Here is a 16,245-nt window from a genome sequence, read left to right on the forward strand (position 1 = left end):
CTGCCGTGCAGCGACCGGACGCCGTGACAACCGCCCCAGGCCCCAGGAAGGTTGCGGGTCGGAAACGTAAAGGGTTCGCAATGTGTCGCATTATCAGTTGTGGGCAGAAACGGGCAAAGGGCACGCATCGCCGACCGCTGCAGAACCCTTACAGCGCCCCGCTCGCAAGGGTCTTGGCGGCAGGGTCCCGCCTCACTCGAAGGGGCCTCTCCGGCGTCCACCCGGCATGATCCGCATTACCCGTTCGGGTGAGGCGGGGCTACTGCCCCGTGACGATGCGGACCTCGCCGACGGACATCGAGGCCGCGGGACCGGACCGCCCGCCCCGCTCCGCGGACGACGCCTTGCGCCACTTGTCCCCGGCCTCCCCGGCGGTCCACTCGCGGCCCGCGTAGGAGACCCGCTCGATGCGCAGCGCCGAGGAGTTGGCCACCGCCCACTGCGCCAGCTCCCAGCCGCGCTGCCGCTCCCCGCCCTCGGCCGAGTCGACGGTGGCGGGCACGGGAACACGGACGGAGCCCTCGCCCGGCCCCTTCGCCGCGGCCACATCGCGCCCGAAGTCACGGGCGAGCGCGGCCCGCACGCGCGCGGGGTCGCCCGAGCGCGCGGCGTCGGCGCCGGACGCCCGGCCCTCGCAGGTGAGCGACGCCGCGGCGCGGCCGGTCAGCGAGGCGGCCAGCAGCGTGGCGTCCGGCTCGTGCTTCGCGTACGCCTGCGGGTAGCCGCTGCGCTGCACGCGCTGCGCGGCCGCGGTCAGCGGGAGCCGCGAGTAGCCGGGGATCTCCGCCAGGTGCGCGTAGAACCGCTCGGACGCGTACGCCGGGTCCATGATCTGGTCCGCGGTGCCCCAGCCCTTCGTGGGGCGCTGCTGGAACAGGCCGAGCGAGTCCCGGTCGCCGTGCTCGATATTGCGCAGACCCGACTCCTGCAGCGCCGTCGCGAGGGCGATCGTGATCGCGCGCTCGGGCATGCCGCGCGAGGTGCCGACGGCGGCGATCGTCGCCGCGTTCACCGCCTGCTCGGAGGTGAACTCGTACGTCGCCCCGTCCCCGTTCGCCGAGACGACCGTGCATCTCGGCTTGGAGCGGCCCCCGGTGGCGTACTGCACGGCCACGTACGTGGCCACGGCGAGCAGCACGACGACGGCCGCGCCGATACGGAGGAGGCGGCCGCGCCGGACGAGAGTGGGGGGCTCAGGCACGCGTCCAAGGTACTGGAGTCCACTGACAGGCCCCTCGCCCCATGGGTATTAGGCTCGGCGCCATGGACCGCACCTCCCTTGACCTCACGCAGGACGCCGCGCGCCTCACGGCGCAGTTGGTCGACTTCGCCTCGCCCAGTGGAGCCGAGAAGGAGCTCGCCGACGCGATCGAGGAGGTCCTGCGGGAGCTGCCGCACCTCACGGTGGACCGGCACGGCAACAACATCGTGGCCCGCACGAACCTGGGGCGCGCGGAGCGGATCATCCTCGCGGGCCACATCGACACGGTCCCGATCGCCGACAACGTCCCCTCGCGGCTCGACGAGGACGGCGTGCTGTGGGGCTGCGGCACCAGCGACATGAAGGCGGGCGTCGCGGTCCAGCTGCGGATCGCGCAGACCGTCCGCGAGCCCAACCGCGACCTCACGTTCGTCTTCTACGACAACGAAGAGGTCGCCGCACACCTCAACGGTCTGGGGCATGTGGCCGACGCCCACCCCGACTGGCTGGAGGGTGACTTCGCGATCCTCCTGGAGGGGACGAACGGCGACGTCGAGGGCGGCTGCCAGGGCACCCTGCGCGTCATTCTGAAGACCAAGGGCGAGCGGGCCCACTCCGCGCGCGCGTGGATGGGCAGCAACGCCATCCACGCCGCGTCCCCCATCCTGGAGCGCCTCGCCGCCTACGAGCCGCGCAAGCCGGTCGTCGACGGCCTGGAGTTCCACGAGGGGCTCAACGCGGTGGGCATCGAGGGCGGCCTCGCCAAGAACGTCATTCCCGACGAGTGCGCCGTCACGGTCAACTTCCGCTACGCGCCGGACCGGTCGATGGCCGAGGCCGAGCAGTTCGTCCGCGACTTCTTCGCGGGCTGCCCCATCGAGGAGTTCGTCGTCGACGACCACACCGGCGGCGCGCGCCCCGGCCTCAACCACCCCGCTGCCGCCGCCTTCGTGGCAGCGGTGGGCGGCGAGGTGCGCCCCAAGTTCGGCTGGACCGACGTCTCCCGCTTCAGCGCGCTCGGCGTTCCGGCGGTCAATTACGGCCCCGGCAACCCGATCTTCGCCCACAAGATCGACGAGCGGGTCGACACCGCGCTCATCCTGGAGGGCGAGAAGCGGCTGGCCGCCTGGCTCACCGCTTCCTGATACGCCGAGGTCCCTCGTATGTAACCCGCGTAGACCTACCCTTGCTCTACGTAAGTGCGTGATACCTGCGCAGGAAGGGAGCAGACGATGAGCAACCCGGAGGGCAAGCGACGTCCCAAGGAGCAGCGGACAGGGCCGGTGGTCCGGCGCCGTGACCAGATGCAGCCAGGGACGAGCGACCAGCGTCTGCTCGACACGGAAGGCCCTTCGGGGTGGGTGCACACCGACCCGTGGCGGGTCCTGCGCATCCAGTCGGAGTTCATCGAGGGCTTCGGCACGCTCGCCGAACTGCCGCCCGCGATCAGCGTGTTCGGATCCGCGCGCACCCCGGTGGACTCACCGGAGTACGAGGCGGGTGTCGCCATCGGCAAGGCCCTGGTGGAGGCCGGCTTCGCGGTGATCACCGGCGGCGGCCCCGGCGCCATGCAGGCGGCCAACCAGGGCGCCGTGGAGGCCAAGGGCACCTCGGTCGGCCTCGGCATCGAGCTGCCCTTCGAGCAGGGCCTCAACCCGTACGTGGACCTGGGCCTGAACTTCCGCTACTTCTTCGTACGGAAGACGATGTTCGTGAAGTACGCCCAGGGCTTCGTGGTGCTGCCCGGCGGCCTCGGCACCCTGGACGAGCTCTTCGAGGCGCTCACCCTCGTGCAGACCACGAAGGTGACGCGCTTCCCGATCGTCCTGTTCGGTTCGCAGTACTGGAGCGGCCTGGTCGACTGGCTGAAGAACACGGTGATCGCCCAGGGCAAGGCCTCGGAGGCCGACCTGCTGCTGTTCCACGTCACGGACGACGTGGAGGAGGCGATCACGCTGGTCACCAAGGAGACCGGTAAGTAGGCCCCTGGAAGAAGTCCGCTACGCGAGTCCCCGGCGGGCGACCGCCGGGGGCCGGTGGCCCGCGATGGAGGCCACCATGTCGAGGACCTGCCGCGTCTCCGCGACCTCGTGCACCCGGTAGACCTGCGCCCCGAGCCACGCCGACACCGCCGTGGTCGCGAGCGTCCCGATGACCCGCTCCTTGACCGGCTTGTCGAGGGTCTCGCCGACGAAGTCCTTGTTGGACAGGGAGACGAGCACCGGCCAGCCCGTGTCGACCATCTCCGGAAGGCGCCGCGTCGCCTCCAGGGAGTGCCGCGTGTTCTTCCCGAAGTCGTGGCCGGGGTCGATGAGCACGGACTCGCGCGGCACCCCGAGGGCGACGGCCCGCTCGGCGTACGACACCGTCACGTCGAGGATGTCCGCCATCACGTCCTCGTACGTCACCCGGTGCGGGCGCGTGCGGGGCTCGGCGCCGCCCGCGTGCGTGCAGACGAGGCCCACCTTGTGGCGCGCCGCGACCTCCGCGAGCTTCGGGTCGACACCGCCCCACGCGTCGTTCAGGAGATCCGCGCCCACCTCGCAGACGGCGTCCCCGACCTCGTGCCGCCAGGTGTCGACGCTGATGATCACGTCGGGGAAGCGGCGCCGCACCTCGGCGACGAAGCCGACGGTCCGCCGCGCCTCCTCCTCGGCGGTGACCTCCTCGCCGGGCCCGGCCTTCACCCCGCCGATGTCCACGATCATGGCGCCCTCGGACACCGCCTGCTCGACGCGGGCGAGCGCGGGCTCGTCGCGGAAGGTGGCGCCCTGGTCGTAGAAGGAGTCCGGGGTCCGGTTCACGATCGCCATGATCACCGGCTCGTGCGCACCGAATTCGTGCTGGCCCAGCCTGAGCATCCCCTGTGACTCTCCTTCTGGTTCTCTACTCGTTCCCGGTTGAACGTCGTCTGCGACCTTAACTGTCAGTGCGGCATGGCACGATCGAAGCCTGACGGTTGAGGGCCGCACGGCCCGGTCGAACGCAGGGGACGGCAGACATGGTCATGTTCTTGTTTCTGGTCGCCGCGCTGGTCGTGGTGATCGCGGCGGTGACGTTCGCGGTCATCGGCGGCGGCGACAGCGGCACGCTGCGCGACGAGCCGTCCCAGTTCTACGCGGACCCGCTGCCGCCCGACCGCCCGCTGGCCGCCGCCGACCTGGAGGAGCTCCGGCTGCCCACGGCGGTGCGGGGCTACCGGATGGCGGAGGTGGACGACGCGCTGAACCGCCTGGGGGCCGAGCTGGCCGAGCGGGACGCGCGGATCACGGAGCTGGAGGCCGCCCTCACCTCGGCCCACGGCCGGGCCGCCCCGCGACCGCCCGAGCCCGGCCCGGACACGGGTTACGCGCCACCTGACGAGTACGGATTCGGATTCGGTGCGGGGGAGGGATTCCGGTGAGCGAGCCGACAGGGGGCGCCGTCCCCGGCCCCGACGGAAAGCCGCGCTGCCCCTGGGGCCTGTCCACCGAGGACTACGTCGCGTACCACGACGAGGAGTGGGGCCGCCCGGTCCACGGCGACGACGCGCTGTTCGAGCGCCTCTGCCTGGAGGCGTTCCAGTCGGGCCTGTCGTGGATCACGATCCTCAGACGCCGCGAGGGCTTCCGCGCCGCGTTCTCCGGCTTCAAGATCGCGGACGTGGCGGCCTTCACGGACGCCGACCGCGAGCGCCTGCTCGCCGACACCGGCATCATCCGCAACCGGGCCAAGATCGACGCGACGCTGGCGAACGCGCGGGCGCTCGTGGACTGGGCGCCCGGCGAGCTGGACAAGCTGATCTGGTCCTTCGCGCCGGACGCCGCGACGCGCCCGGCCCCGAAGGTGCTGGGCGACGTGGCGGCGATCACCGATGAGTCGACGGCCCTGTCCAAGGAGCTGAAGAAGCGCGGCCTGCGCTTCGTCGGCCCGACGACGGCCTACGCGCTGATGCAGGCCTGCGGTCTGGTCGACGACCATCTGGCGGACTGCGTCTCCCGCGGGCGTACGAAGGTGTGAGTCCGGTGTGAACCGGCTCAGCGCCCGAGGTACTTCGGGCGCTCCTTCGCGATGAAGGCCTGCACCGCGATGGTGTGGTCCTCGGAGGCACCGGCCCGCGTCTGCAGCTCGTCCTCCTTGTCGAGCGCCTCGTCGAGGGAGTGGTCGCCGGCGAAGGCGAGGGACTCCTTCAGCGCGGCGTAGGCGACGGTCGGCCCCTCGGCCAGCGTGCGCGCCAACTTCCGCGCCTCTTCGGCGAGTTCGGCCGCCGGTACGAGCCGGTTGGCGATCCCCAGCTCGTACGCCTCCTGCGCCTTCAGGGAGCGCGGGAAGAGCAGCAGGTCGGCCGCGCGACCGGGGCCGATCAGGCGCGGCAGCGTCCAGGAGACCCCGGAGTCGGCGGTCAGCGCCACGCCCGCGAACGAGGTGTTGAAGGACGCGCTGTCCGCCACGATCCGGTAGTCGGCGCAGAGCGCGAAACCGAATCCGGCGCCGGCCGCCACGCCGTTCACCGCCGCCACCACGGGCTTCGGCATCTGGGTCAGGGCTCGCACGATCGGGTTGTAGTGCTCACGCACCGTGTTCATGGTGCGGCCCTCGCCGGACTCCTTGTCCGCGAGCAGCGAGCCGACGTGTTCCTTGAGGTCCTGGCCCACGCAAAACGCCCGGTCGCCGGCCGCGGTCAGAAGTACCGCCCGGACCGTCTCGTCGGCGGCGGCCGCCTGCACCGCGTCGCGGAGGGCGACCTTGGACTCGGTGTTCATCGCGTTCATCGCCTCGGGGCGGTTCAGCGTGATCGTCGCGAGCCCGTCGCTCACCTCGTAGAGCACGGTGTCGGCCATGGGACTCCTCCTATGCGGTCGCTCAGTCGTCCGTGCTCAGCATGACGTAGATCACGACACATGGAACGCTCTCGGCATGTGACCTGCGTCTAACGAATTCGCGTCGGCTTGGGTCCGAAGATGGCGCAGTATCGCAGTCGGATCCCCGAATTGAGTGGTTTTGGTCAAGTGCGTTGCGCAAGCGATGCCGACCGATGTTGGTCATCGGGTCCCGCGATGCGGGATAATGGCCTGGAAGCAATGTGTTCGATGCCGGTGACGTGTGCCCATCCATAGGGCCGTCGGCTGACGATGAGCTGGTTTCAGGAAGGGGAACGAGCATGGCGGCCATGAAGCCGCGGACGGGTGACGGCCCGCTCGAGGTGACCAAGGAGGGGCGGGGCATCGTCATGCGCGTTCCGCTCGAAGGCGGCGGTCGGCTCGTGGTCGAGCTGACGCCGGACGAGGCAAGCGCCCTCGGTGACGAACTGAAGAAGGTAGTGGGCTGACACCTTCTGCACCCGCGACCCTTCCCCGCGGAGACGGGGCGGGGCCGGTCGTCGGCTGACGCGCGAGCGACCATACCTTTTCGACTGCCCCGGCACACATTTGGTGCCGGGGCAGTCGTATGTGCAGGTCTCAGCGCTTGACGGCGCAGAGCAGCCCGTCGCCGACCGGCAGCACCGACGCCACCAGCTCGGCACTCTCGCGCACGGCCCGCAGCAGCTCGCGCTGGCGCACCACTTCCACCGGCTGCGGCCCCGCGTCGACGGTCCGCCCCTCGGCAAGGACCCCCTGGAAGACGACCAGGCCACCGGGCCTCAGCAGGCGCAACGATTCAGCGAGGTAGTCGAGGCACTCCAGCGGGTCACCGTCGCAGAAGACCAGGTCGTACCCGCTGTCGGCGAGGCGCGGCAGCACCTCCAGGGCGCGGCCGGGGATGAACCGGGCCCGGTTGCTGGCGAAGCCGGCCGCGCGGAACGCCTGGCGCGCGAACTGCTGCCGCTCCGGTTCGGGATCGACCGTGGTGAGGACGCCGTCGGGCCGCATCCCGTGCAGCAGATGGACCCCGGACACGCCCGTGCCCGTACCGATCTCGGCGACGGCCTTCGCCCCTACCGTGGCAGCGAGCATCCCGAGCGTCGCGCCCGCGCCGGGGGACACCGGGTACAGCCCTGCCTCGCGGGCCCGGTCCCGGGCCCAGCGAATCGCGTCGTCCTCGGCGACAAAGGCGTCGGCGAACGCCCAACTCGTCTGCCGGTTGCCGGTAATGGCCCTCTCCCGTCCCCGTGGATGCCTGCGCGTGACTTTATCCGTTGGTGGCGGGAACTCGCAGATGGGACCGCGCGTTTGAACAGGCAGGGGAAAAGAGCAGGCTGGACACGGGGAACTGCGGGGGAGAGCGCGATGACGACAGCCGTGCGGGCGGCGGTCGAGAGCCGACCGGCAAATCTGAGTAAAAACGCTTATCCGGAGCTAACGGACGGAGTGGTTATGGTAGGTGCTCCACTGGACACCACCAGAGCCGACAGGGGAGGTGCGGCTGCGCCTGTGGATCGGGGAGGAGTGCTTCGGCGTCTTCTCAGGTCGGCGGGTGAGCCGAAATCCGTGACCAACACCGCTGACCGAATCCGCACCACTGACTCCGCGCAGACCGCGACCTTTGCCGCCGATGCGGAATCACAGGCGTGGACTCCCCCTTCGTGGGAGGAGATCGTCAGCACGCACAGTGGCCGCGTCTACCGCCTCGCGTACCGCCTGACCGGAAACCAGCACGATGCGGAGGACCTCACGCAGGAGGTCTTCGTCCGTGTCTTCCGTTCGCTCTCGACGTACACGCCCGGCACCTTCGAGGGCTGGCTGCACCGCATCACCACGAACCTGTTCCTGGACATGGTCCGTCGCAAGCAGCGCATCCGCTTCGACGCGCTGGGCGACGACGCCGCCGAGCGGCTGCCCAGCAGAGAACCCTCGCCGCAGCAGGTCTTCAACGACGCGCACTTCGACGCCGACGTGCAGCAGGCGCTCGACACCCTCGCGCCCGAGTTCCGCGCCGCCGTCGTCCTGTGCGACATCGAGGGGCTCTCCTACGAGGAGATCGCCGCGACCCTCGGCGTGAAGCTGGGCACGGTCCGCAGCCGTATCCACCGCGGCCGCTCGCAGCTGCGCAAGGCGCTGCAGCACCGCTCGCCCGAGGCCCGCAAGGAGCGCCGCACGCTCGCGGAGGCCTGTGGGACGGGCGCCTTCCCCGTCCTCGGAGGAGGGGGCGCGACCGCGTGAGTGGATCACGTCTCAATCCTGCCGAACGCCAACAGACCGCGGCCGACGAACACCTGGGGGACAGGCTGGCCGCCCTGGTCGACGGCGAGTTGGACCACGACGCCCGCGAGCGCGTCCTCGCGCACCTGGCGACGTGTGCCCGGTGCAAGGCCGAGGCCGACGCCCAGCGCCGTCTCAAGAGCGTCTTCGCGCAGGCGGCCCCGCCGCCGCCCTCCGAGAGCTTTCTCGCCCGCCTCCAGGGGCTGCCCGCGGGAGGTGACTCCGACGGTGGCACACCACCGTTCGGGGGAGGCGGATTCGGCAGCGGCCGGCCCCTCGGCGGCATCCGCGGCTTCGGCCAGGGAGTCTTCGACGTAGACCCGGAGCCGTTCGGCTACGCGCCGTCCGCGGCGCACGCCGCGGTCCTCCCCAGTGACCGGCACGGCTTCCGCATCCACGAAGTGGCCCGTCCCGACCGGCACGAGAGCGACCGGGGCTCGCGGTCCCGACGCTTCGCGTTCGCCGCCGCCGGAGCGGTGTCGCTCGCCGCGATCGCGCTCGGCGGGGTCACGACCGCCGCCCCGGCCGACAGCAGCGATGTGCGCGGGGGCGGCTCCGGCAGCAATGTCACGCCGCTGCGCAGCCAGCAGGCCGGTGCCGCCTCGGCCTCGGACAACCAGCGCCGCAGGTCGTACTCCTCGCCGCTCGGCCAGCGCGGGGGCGCCCTCGCGGCACCCGTCTCGCCGACGGAGGCGGGCGCGCCGCTGCTGCCCGGCGGTGGGCACGCGGAGAGCGCGGGCTACCCGTTCGCGACGCCGCTGCTGGCCGGTGCGGCCCGTATGTCGCCTCTCATACGCCCCGCCGCTCCCGCTGTCGCGGTCTCGGTCGCGTCGCAGCCCTCCGCCCGGCCCTCGGGCTCGGCCTCGGCCGACGGCGCCTCCTTCGAGGAGGCCGGGCCCGGTCTCTCCGCGGCCTCGGCCTCGTCGCCGACCGCGTCGTCCCGTCCTTCGTCCCTGCGCTGACACACTCTGCGCCCGCGCCGTCGAACCTGGTTGAATCCAGGTGAGGCGGTGCGGCGGGTGCGGATCCGGGGCGCGCGCGTGGGAGTCGGCGGTGCGGTGCCGTGGGCCAGGTTTGGGGAGAGCGGCGGGACATGGACGAGGGGATTCCCACGGAGGGCTCCGCCAGGGGTGAGGTGGCCGAGCGGTCGACCGTTCCCACGCCACGGGGCTCCGCCCCGGACCCCGCGCCTCAAACGCCGGCGGGGCTTGAAACACCGAAGCGGCGCAAGCTCGTGCTCGGGGGTGTCGTCATCGCCCTGGTCGCCGGAGGTATCGGTGGGGGGATCGGGTCGTATCTGGAGCGGACCGGGGTCGGGGCGCACATTCAACTGCCGCAGGCAGACGCCGAGTCCAAGCACCGGGATCCCGACAGCGTGGCCGGGATCGCGGCGCGCACGCTGCCCGGCGTCGTCACCATCCACACCGCGGGTTCCTCGGAGGAGGGCACCGGCACGGGCTTCGTACTCGACGGCCAGGGGCACATCCTCACGAACAATCACGTCGTGTCGTCCGCCGACTCCGACGGTGAGATATCGGTCACGTTCTCCAGTGGTGAGAGCGCCCGCGCCGAGCAGGTCGGGCACGACAGCGGTTACGACCTCGCCGTGATCAAGGTGTCCGGGGTGCGCGGACTGAAGCCGCTGCCCCTCGGCAACTCCGAGAACGTGCAGGTGGGCGACCCCGTCGTCGCCGTCGGAGCCCCCTTCGACCTGGCGAACACGGTCACCTCCGGCATCATCAGCGCCAAGGGGCGCCCCATCACGGCGGGCGGCGAGAAGGGCGACGGGAGCGACGTCAGCTACGTGGACGCGCTGCAGACCGACGCGCCCATCAACCCCGGCAATTCCGGCGGACCGCTGGTCGACTCGAAGGCCCGCGTCATCGGCATCAACAGCGCGATCCGCTCGGCCGACACCGGCGGTTCGGAGCTGCCCGAGGGGCAGTCGGGCTCGATCGGCCTCGGCTTCGCGATCCCGGTCAACCAGGCGAAACGCGTGGCGGAGGAGCTGATCAACGCCGGCCGGGCGACGCATCCGGTGATCGGGGTCACCCTCGACATGGACTTCTCGGGCGACGGCGCCCGCGTCGGCACGAAGGGCAACAGCGGCGGCTCGGCCGTCAGTCCGGGCGGCCCGGGCGCCAGGGCGGGCATCCAGCAGGGCGATGTGATCACCGAGGTCGACGGCGTCCCCGTGCACTCCGGCGAGGAGCTGATCGTCAAGATCCGCACCCACCGCCCCCAGGACAAACTGGTCCTCACGGTCGAACGGGGCGGAAAGGAACGGAAGGTGTCGCTCGTCCTCGGTTCCGCCGACGGCGGCTGATCGGGTTCCGGCCGATCCCTGACCGTCCTCTGACCGGCGGCTGACCGTCCCTTGACCGGTCGTGGCGCGGGATGCGCGATCCTGGAGGTTCCCCGGTGGCTACCGAATGGACAGGTGGGCCGGGTACCGTGGACCGGGTCCGCTGCCGGACCCTGCCGAAGACCTGCTGCTGATGACCGATCGCGGGCCGAGGACACGCTAGGAGTGCAAGGTGTTCAACGATATTGGCCCGCTGGAGGTCGTGACGATCGTCGTGCTGGCCGTTCTCGTGTTCGGCCCCGACAAGCTCCCGAAGGTCATTCAGGACGTTTCACGCACCATCCGGAAGATCCGGGAGTTCTCGGACAGTGCGAAGCAGGACATTCGGGACGAACTCGGCCCTGAGTTCAAGGACTTCGAGTTCGAGGACCTGAACCCCAAGACGTTCATCCGCAAGCAGCTGGACAGCGACGAGCTGGGTCTCAAGGAGATTCGCAACGGCTTCGACCTGAAGAAGGAGATGGCCGACGTCTCCGACGCGGTGCACACCGTGGGCGAGCTGGAGGACTCCGGCTCGTCGACCCCGTCCGGCGGCGGTGGCCGCGTGGACATGCAGAAGCGGCCCGAGGCGGTCGACATGCAGAAGCGTCCCGAGAAGTCCGCGAAGCCGGCCGCCGTCGAGCCGCCGCCCTTCGACGCGGACGCGACCTGAACCACCCCGAACCACCTCGAACACGGCTGAACCACGCCTGACGAAACCGGGCCCCGCGGACCCGGTGTGGCATCCTGCCTTGTTGTTGCGCGGAGCGGACGTGAGGACGCCCGAGGGGGGCGGGCCGCGCCGGTCCGTAACTGAGCGAGGAGGCGGCCGGGTACATGGAGACGACGAGTCGGGTAGGCGCGCAGGCGCCGGCCACCGAGGGGGCCGGCGAGGCTCTCACGGCCCGGCGTACGGTCGACGGCTACCTGCTGGCGCCCTTCCCGTGGTACGGCCTCGACGAGGCCTTCACGGGACCGCGCTGGCTGATGCAGGTCGGCACCACGGCGGACGGGTCCGTCGAGCACGGTTCGATCGGGCACGGCGACGAGCCGTCCGTACGCAGTGAGCTCACGGAAGACACCGAGCGGTTCGCGGTCGTGGTGACCGTCGCCGCCAATCCGGTACGGCGCACCGCCGACGGCACCGGCGTCCTGGAGGCCACGTCCGTCTCCTCGGCGGCCTGGCTCGCCGGCGTCGGACTGCTCTCGTACACCTGGCCGGTGCAGATGGATCACACGCTGCGCGACGACTGGCTGGAGCAGCAGACCGAGACGGCGTGGGTGCTCGCCGACGACCTCGCGTCGGAGGACTGGGCGACGCTGACGCTGCCGGTGGACGGGGTGCCCACCCCGTTCCACTACCGGGAGTCCGAGTACGGCTGGGTGCTCGCCGGCTCCACGCAGGCCGGGGTGCACCTGGGCGCGTACGGGCGCGGCATGAGCGCGTACGGGCTCGGGTTCTCCGTCGTGAAGGACATCGCGGCGCTGGAGCCGGATCCGGAAGCGTGACGAAGAACGGCGGGCCGCCCGGAAAGGGCGGCCCGCCGTTCTCTCACGGTCCGTCAGGACTCAGAACTTGTTGCGCGGGGTGATCCCCAGGGACATCCCCGACAGGCCGCGCTGGCGCCCGCTGAGCTTGTCCGCGATGCCGCGCAGCGCCGAGCCCGCGGGGGACTCCGGGTCGGTGAGCACGACCGGCTTGCCCTCGTCGCCGCCCTCGCGCAGGCGTACGTCGATGGGGATGGAGCCGAGCACCGGCACCTCCGCGCCCGTGGTCCGGGTCAGGCCCTCGGCGACCAGCTTGCCGCCGCCCGTGCCGAACACGTCGACCATCTCGCCGCAGTGCGGGCAGGGCAGCCCGGACATGTTCTCGACGACGCCGACGATCTTCTGGTGGGTCTGCACGGCGATCGAGCCGGCCCGCTCGGCGACCTCGGCGGCGGCCTGCTGCGGCGTGGTGACGACCAGGATCTCCGCGTTCGGGACCAGCTGGGCGATGGAGATCGCGATGTCACCGGTGCCGGGCGGCAGGTCGAGCAGGAGCACGTCCAGGTCGCCCCAGAACACGTCCGCGAGGAACTGCTGGAGCGCGCGGTGCAGCATCGGGCCGCGCCACACGACCGGCGCGTTGCCCGGCGTGAACATGCCGATCGAGATGACCTTCACGCCGTTCGCCGACGGCGGCATGATCATGTCCTCGACCTGCGTGGGCTTGCCGTCGGCGCCCAGCATGCGCGGGACGCTGTGCCCGTAGATGTCCGCGTCGACGACGCCGACCTTCAGGCCGTCCGCGGCGAGCGCCGCCGCCAGGTTCACGGTCACCGAGGACTTGCCGACGCCGCCCTTGCCGGAGGCCACCGCGTACACGCGGGTCAGCGAGCCGGGCTTGGCGAACGGGACCTCGCGCTCGGCGGTGCCGCCGCGCAGCGCGTTCGCCAGCTCCTTGCGCTGCTCGTCGCTCATCACGTCGAGGGTGACCTGCACATCGGTCACGCCGTCGACGCGGGCGACGGCCTCGCGCACGTTGTTCTCGATCGTCGAGCGCATCGGGCAGCCGGAGACGGTCAGGTACACGGTGACCGCGACGACTCCGTCCGCACCGATGTCCACCGATTTGACCATCCCCAACTCGGTGATGGGCCGGTTGATCTCGGGGTCGTTCACTGTCGCGAGTGCCTCGCGCACCGCGTCTTCCGTAGCCATGCACCCGAGTCTACGGCGGGGTAACCCGCACCCGGAAAGCCCTGTCAGCGGTCGTCTACGTCACGTCCCCGCTCGCGCTCCGCGGGGAATGCCCCGGACCCCGCGGCGGAGTGCCGCTGTTCCTCCAACTCCTTGACGAGGTCCTGCAGCTCGGAGCGGATCCAGTCGCGCGTCGCGACCTCGCCGAGCCCGATCCGCAGGGCCGCCATCTCACGGCTCAGATACTCGGTGTCGGCGATGGACCGCTCGTTCTGTTTGCGGTCCTGTTCGAGATTGACCCGGTCGCGGTCGTCCTGCCGGTTCTGCGCGAGCAGGATCAGCGGGGCGGCGTACGAGGCCTGCAGCGACAGCATCAGCGTCAGGAAGATGAACGGGTACTCGTCGAAGCGCAGATCGGGCGGCGCGACGATGTTCCACACCACCCACACGATGATGAGCACCGTCATCCAGACGATGAACCGGCCCGTCCCCAGGAAGCGTGCGATCCGCTCGGACAGCCTGCCGAAGGCCTCCGGGTCGTAGTCGGGGATCAGCTTGCGGCGGGGCGCGCGCGGCTGGTCGAGCCGGATGCGCGGCCTGCGCGGGGCGTCCCGCTCGCGCTCCTCAGTCGGCATGGTTCACCTCCCCGGAAAGATGGAATTCCTGTTCGCGCCAGTCGTCGGGAAGCATGTGGTCGAGCACGTCGTCCACGGTCACGGCGCCGAGCAGCGAGCCGCTGTCGTCGACGACGGGCGCGGCCACCATGTCGTACGTCGCGAAGAACCCGGCGATCTCCGGCAGCCCGGCCTCCGGGGTCAGGGCCTGCAGATCCTCGTCGAGGATCGAGCTGACCATCGTGTACGGGGGGTCCCGCAGCAGCCGCTGGAAGTGGATCGTGCCGAGGTACTTGCCGGTCGGTGTCTCGTCCGGCGGCCGGCACACGTACACCTGCGCGGCGAGCGCGGGGGACAGATCGGGATTGCGGATGCGGGCGAGGGCCTCCGCGACCGTCGCGTCGGGGCGCAGGACGATCGGCTCGGTCGTCATCAGTCCGCCCGCGGTCCGGTCCTCGTACGCCATCAGGCGCCGCACGTCCGCCGCCTCGCTGGGCTTCATCAGATCGAGGAGGCGCTCCTTGTCGTCCTCGGGCAGCTCGCCGAGGAGGTCGGCGGCGTCGTCCGGGTCCATCTCCTCCAGGACGTCGGCGGCGCGCTCCTCCTTCAGCTTGCCGAGCACCTCGATCTGGTCGTCCTCGGGGAGCTCCTCAAGCACGTCGGCCAGGCGTTCGTTGCTGAGCGCCGCGGCGACCTCCGCGCGGCGCTTGGGGGAGAGGTGGTGCAGCACATTGGCGAGGTCGGCGGGGCGCAGCTGTTCGAACGTGGCGAGCAGGCTCTCCGCGCCCTGCCCGTGCTCCTCCACGTTGAAGCCGTCGACGCCCGACCAGTCGACGGTGATCGCCTCGCCCTTGGCGCGCCGGAACGCGCCGCGCTTCGGGGTGTCCTTCCGTACGAAGACCCGGTCGACCTCCCAGTCGCGGCGCGCGGGCAGCTGCTGGATGGCGACGTCGAGGACGGTGACCTCCTCGCCGGTCTCCACGAGCCGTACGCGCCGGTCGAGCATCTCGCCGAGGACGAGCCGCTCGGTGGGCCGCTGCTCGAAACGCCGGACGTTCAGCACGCCCGTCGTGATCACCTGGCCGGACTCGATTCCGGTGACGCGGGTCATCGGCAGGAAGATGCGGCGCCGGGTCGACAGCTCGACGACGAGCCCGAGCAGCCGCGGCGGCCTGCGGCTCGCGCGCAACATCGCCACCAGGTCGCGCACGCGGCCCACCTGGTCACCGTTCGGGTCGAAGACGGCGATGCCGGAGAGGTGCGACACGAAGATCCGGGGAGCGCCTCCAGCCATGTCCTCGCGCGCCTCCTTCCGGATTTGGTCCGCATTCGTCCAGATATTCAGTCAATTTCCCGCCCAGGCTAGCCGCTCCCCGTTCCCCGCGCCTTTGCGCTTCGGCCACCCGGCCTGGGCGGGTAACCGCAGATCGCGGAGGTACGCTGCCGTACCTGCCCCCACCAAGCTGCCGTACGAGAGGTAGTCCGCCCGTGACCCTGCGCCCCCTCAACCGCCGTACCCGCAGGACACTCATGGTGGGCGTGATGTGCACGGGGCTCGCGGTGGGCCTCGCGGCGTGCGGCGAGGAGGACCCGGACGCGGGGACGAACGGGGTGGGCAAGCTGACCCCGGCCAAGATCCAGTCCCGTACGGTCGAGGCGGCCCGCGGCGCGGACGCGGTGCACGTCGCCGGCACGGTGGTCGTCAACAAGAAGACGTACAAGCTGGACATGCGGCTGAAGGCCGACGGCGGCACGGGCTCGGTGAGCACGGGCGGCGGCACGTTCCGGCTGCTGCGGGTCGGTGACCACCTGTACCTCAAGGCGGGCGCCGGTTTCTGGACGCACTCCGAGGACGGCAAGGGCGGGCACGGGGCGGGCAACGCCGCGCAGAAGCTCGACGGCAAGTACGTGAAGGTGCCGAAGGGCGACCCGGCCTATCAGCGGCTGAGCACGTTCACCGACAAGGGCGTACTGCTCGACGGCCTGCTCGGGCTGCACGGCTCGCTCGCGAAGGGCGACCGCGGGACGTCGGGCGGCGTCCGCACGATAGAGCTGACCGGCGCCAAGGGCGCGGGCGGCACGCTCGACGTGTCCCTGGAGGGCAGCGCGTACCCGATGCGCCTGGAGCGCGCCGGGGGCGCCGGCACGATCCAACTCGGCGACTGGGGCAAGGACTTCCCCCTCAGCGAACCCAAGTCCACGGAAACGGTCGACTACGGGCAGGCGCTGCCTGAATAAGCCCCTGCGGCGATTGAGCAGCGGGGTCCGGGGCAGCGCCCCGAGGCG

At 71.0% G+C, this 16,245-nt stretch carries 17 protein-coding genes and 1 pseudogene; 11 read left to right on the forward strand and 7 right to left on the reverse strand.

The window, feature by feature from the left end; translation table 11 throughout:
- Positions 1-259: 259 nt before the first annotated feature.
- Positions 260-1,201: a VldE C-terminal domain-containing protein gene (locus tag ACZ7L4_RS23405; RefSeq protein ID WP_472105199.1), complete on the reverse strand. Its 942-nt coding sequence runs from the start codon at positions 1,199-1,201 to the stop codon at positions 260-262.
- A 62-nt stretch (positions 1,202-1,263) separates the two neighbouring features.
- Between ACZ7L4_RS23405 and dapE the strand changes: the two genes are divergently transcribed.
- Positions 1,264-2,346, forward strand: a complete 1,083-nt coding sequence (gene dapE / locus ACZ7L4_RS23410; RefSeq protein ID WP_472105201.1) for a succinyl-diaminopimelate desuccinylase — start codon at positions 1,264-1,266, stop codon at positions 2,344-2,346.
- Between the two features lie 87 nt (positions 2,347-2,433).
- On the forward strand, positions 2,434-3,183 hold the full coding sequence (locus ACZ7L4_RS23415; protein WP_422409512.1) for an LOG family protein: 750 nt from the start codon (positions 2,434-2,436) through the stop codon (positions 3,181-3,183).
- An 18-nt stretch (positions 3,184-3,201) separates the two neighbouring features.
- On the opposite strand, the gene folP is transcribed toward ACZ7L4_RS23415, so the two are convergent.
- On the reverse strand, positions 3,202-4,062 hold the full coding sequence (gene folP / locus ACZ7L4_RS23420) for a dihydropteroate synthase (RefSeq protein WP_385763684.1): 861 nt from the start codon (positions 4,060-4,062) through the stop codon (positions 3,202-3,204).
- Between the two features lie 140 nt (positions 4,063-4,202).
- On the opposite strand from folP, the gene ACZ7L4_RS23425 reads away from it, so the two are divergent.
- Both ACZ7L4_RS23425 and ACZ7L4_RS23430 read left to right on the forward strand, forming a co-directional pair.
- Positions 4,203-4,604 carry a DivIVA domain-containing protein gene (locus ACZ7L4_RS23425; protein WP_472105203.1) on the forward strand — a complete coding sequence of 134 codons (402 nt, stop codon included), beginning with the start codon at positions 4,203-4,205 and terminating at the stop codon, positions 4,602-4,604.
- The gene (locus ACZ7L4_RS23430; RefSeq protein ID WP_472105205.1) at positions 4,601-5,200 is read left to right on the forward strand and encodes a DNA-3-methyladenine glycosylase I; all 600 of its coding nucleotides are present in this window, start codon (positions 4,601-4,603) and stop codon (positions 5,198-5,200) included. Before ACZ7L4_RS23425 ends, ACZ7L4_RS23430 begins: the two co-directional genes overlap by 4 nt.
- Before the next feature lie 17 nt (positions 5,201-5,217).
- Here ACZ7L4_RS23430 and chcB read toward each other — a convergent pair whose 3' ends face one another.
- Positions 5,218-6,021: a 2-cyclohexenylcarbonyl CoA isomerase gene (gene chcB / locus ACZ7L4_RS23435; RefSeq protein ID WP_450811044.1), complete on the reverse strand. Its 804-nt coding sequence runs from the start codon at positions 6,019-6,021 to the stop codon at positions 5,218-5,220.
- A 320-nt stretch (positions 6,022-6,341) separates the two neighbouring features.
- Here chcB and ACZ7L4_RS23440 point away from each other — a divergent pair, with 320 nt between their 5' ends.
- Positions 6,342-6,509: a DUF3117 domain-containing protein gene (locus ACZ7L4_RS23440; RefSeq protein WP_266713770.1), complete on the forward strand. Its 168-nt coding sequence runs from the start codon at positions 6,342-6,344 to the stop codon at positions 6,507-6,509.
- A 130-nt stretch (positions 6,510-6,639) separates the two neighbouring features.
- Here the strand turns inward: ACZ7L4_RS23440 and ACZ7L4_RS23445 are convergent, their stop codons facing one another.
- Complete coding sequence (locus ACZ7L4_RS23445) at positions 6,640-7,338, reverse strand: O-methyltransferase (protein ID WP_450811130.1); 699 nt, start codon at positions 7,336-7,338, stop codon at positions 6,640-6,642.
- 228 nt (positions 7,339-7,566) lie between these two features.
- On the opposite strand from ACZ7L4_RS23445, the gene sigE reads away from it, so the two are divergent.
- The 5 genes and pseudogenes from sigE to ACZ7L4_RS23470 all read left to right on the forward strand — a co-directional run bounded on the left by sigE (position 7,567) and on the right by ACZ7L4_RS23470 (position 12,172).
- On the forward strand, positions 7,567-8,280 hold the full coding sequence (sigE, locus tag ACZ7L4_RS23450) for an RNA polymerase sigma factor SigE (RefSeq protein ID WP_385763693.1): 714 nt from the start codon (positions 7,567-7,569) through the stop codon (positions 8,278-8,280).
- Complete coding sequence (locus ACZ7L4_RS23455; protein WP_472105207.1) at positions 8,277-9,281, forward strand: anti-sigma factor family protein; 1,005 nt, start codon at positions 8,277-8,279, stop codon at positions 9,279-9,281. The genes sigE and ACZ7L4_RS23455 overlap by 4 nt, the downstream gene beginning before the upstream one ends.
- 269 nt (positions 9,282-9,550) lie before the next feature.
- A pseudogene (locus ACZ7L4_RS23460) lies at positions 9,551-10,645 on the forward strand (S1C family serine protease); the annotation flags it as partial.
- Between the two features lie 211 nt (positions 10,646-10,856).
- Positions 10,857-11,336 carry a sec-independent translocase gene (locus tag ACZ7L4_RS23465; RefSeq protein WP_472105209.1) on the forward strand — a complete coding sequence of 160 codons (480 nt, stop codon included), beginning with the start codon at positions 10,857-10,859 and terminating at the stop codon, positions 11,334-11,336.
- Between the two features lie 164 nt (positions 11,337-11,500).
- A complete protein-coding gene (locus tag ACZ7L4_RS23470; protein ID WP_472105211.1) occupies positions 11,501-12,172 on the forward strand; it encodes a hypothetical protein in 672 nt (223 codons plus the stop codon).
- A gap of 60 nt (positions 12,173-12,232) precedes the next feature.
- Here the strand turns inward: ACZ7L4_RS23470 and ACZ7L4_RS23475 are convergent, their stop codons facing one another.
- From ACZ7L4_RS23475 to ACZ7L4_RS23485, 3 genes are read right to left on the reverse strand one after another with little or no spacing between them, the layout of a single operon-like run.
- Positions 12,233-13,366 carry an Mrp/NBP35 family ATP-binding protein gene (locus tag ACZ7L4_RS23475; protein WP_472105213.1) on the reverse strand — a complete coding sequence of 378 codons (1,134 nt, stop codon included), beginning with the start codon at positions 13,364-13,366 and terminating at the stop codon, positions 12,233-12,235.
- Between the two features lie 44 nt (positions 13,367-13,410).
- Positions 13,411-13,980, reverse strand: a complete 570-nt coding sequence (locus ACZ7L4_RS23480) for a DUF1003 domain-containing protein (RefSeq protein ID WP_472105215.1) — start codon at positions 13,978-13,980, stop codon at positions 13,411-13,413.
- A complete protein-coding gene (locus ACZ7L4_RS23485) occupies positions 13,970-15,253 on the reverse strand; it encodes a magnesium transporter MgtE N-terminal domain-containing protein (protein ID WP_472105217.1) in 1,284 nt (427 codons plus the stop codon). Before ACZ7L4_RS23485 ends, ACZ7L4_RS23480 begins: the two co-directional genes overlap by 11 nt.
- A gap of 236 nt (positions 15,254-15,489) precedes the next feature.
- Between ACZ7L4_RS23485 and ACZ7L4_RS23490 the strand changes: the two genes are divergently transcribed.
- Positions 15,490-16,197 (forward strand): hypothetical protein, encoded by a 708-nt coding sequence (locus tag ACZ7L4_RS23490; protein WP_472105655.1) that lies wholly within the window; start codon positions 15,490-15,492, stop codon positions 16,195-16,197.
- Positions 16,198-16,245: the final 48 nt, after the last annotated feature.

It is taken from the genome of Streptomyces sp. NPDC107575, assembly GCF_055657265.1.

Coding starts and splice junctions, on each gene's coding strand:
- ACZ7L4_RS23470 (WP_472105211.1), top strand. CDS start 11,501: ATGGAGACGACGAGTCGGGTAGGCGCGCAGGCGCCGGCCACCGAGGGG.
- ACZ7L4_RS23480 (WP_472105215.1), bottom strand. CDS start 13,980: ATGCCGACTGAGGAGCGCGAGCGGGACGCCCCGCGCAGGCCGCGCATC.
- chcB (WP_450811044.1), bottom strand. CDS start 6,021: ATGGCCGACACCGTGCTCTACGAGGTGAGCGACGGGCTCGCGACGATC.
- ACZ7L4_RS23475 (WP_472105213.1), bottom strand. CDS start 13,366: ATGGCTACGGAAGACGCGGTGCGCGAGGCACTCGCGACAGTGAACGAC.
- ACZ7L4_RS23490 (WP_472105655.1), top strand. CDS start 15,490: ATGGTGGGCGTGATGTGCACGGGGCTCGCGGTGGGCCTCGCGGCGTGC.
- dapE (WP_472105201.1), top strand. CDS start 1,264: ATGGACCGCACCTCCCTTGACCTCACGCAGGACGCCGCGCGCCTCACG.
- ACZ7L4_RS23425 (WP_472105203.1), top strand. CDS start 4,203: ATGGTCATGTTCTTGTTTCTGGTCGCCGCGCTGGTCGTGGTGATCGCG.
- ACZ7L4_RS23415 (WP_422409512.1), top strand. CDS start 2,434: ATGAGCAACCCGGAGGGCAAGCGACGTCCCAAGGAGCAGCGGACAGGG.
- ACZ7L4_RS23485 (WP_472105217.1), bottom strand. CDS start 15,253: ATGGCTGGAGGCGCTCCCCGGATCTTCGTGTCGCACCTCTCCGGCATC.
- ACZ7L4_RS23440 (WP_266713770.1), top strand. CDS start 6,342: ATGGCGGCCATGAAGCCGCGGACGGGTGACGGCCCGCTCGAGGTGACC.
- folP (WP_385763684.1), bottom strand. CDS start 4,062: ATGCTCAGGCTGGGCCAGCACGAATTCGGTGCGCACGAGCCGGTGATC.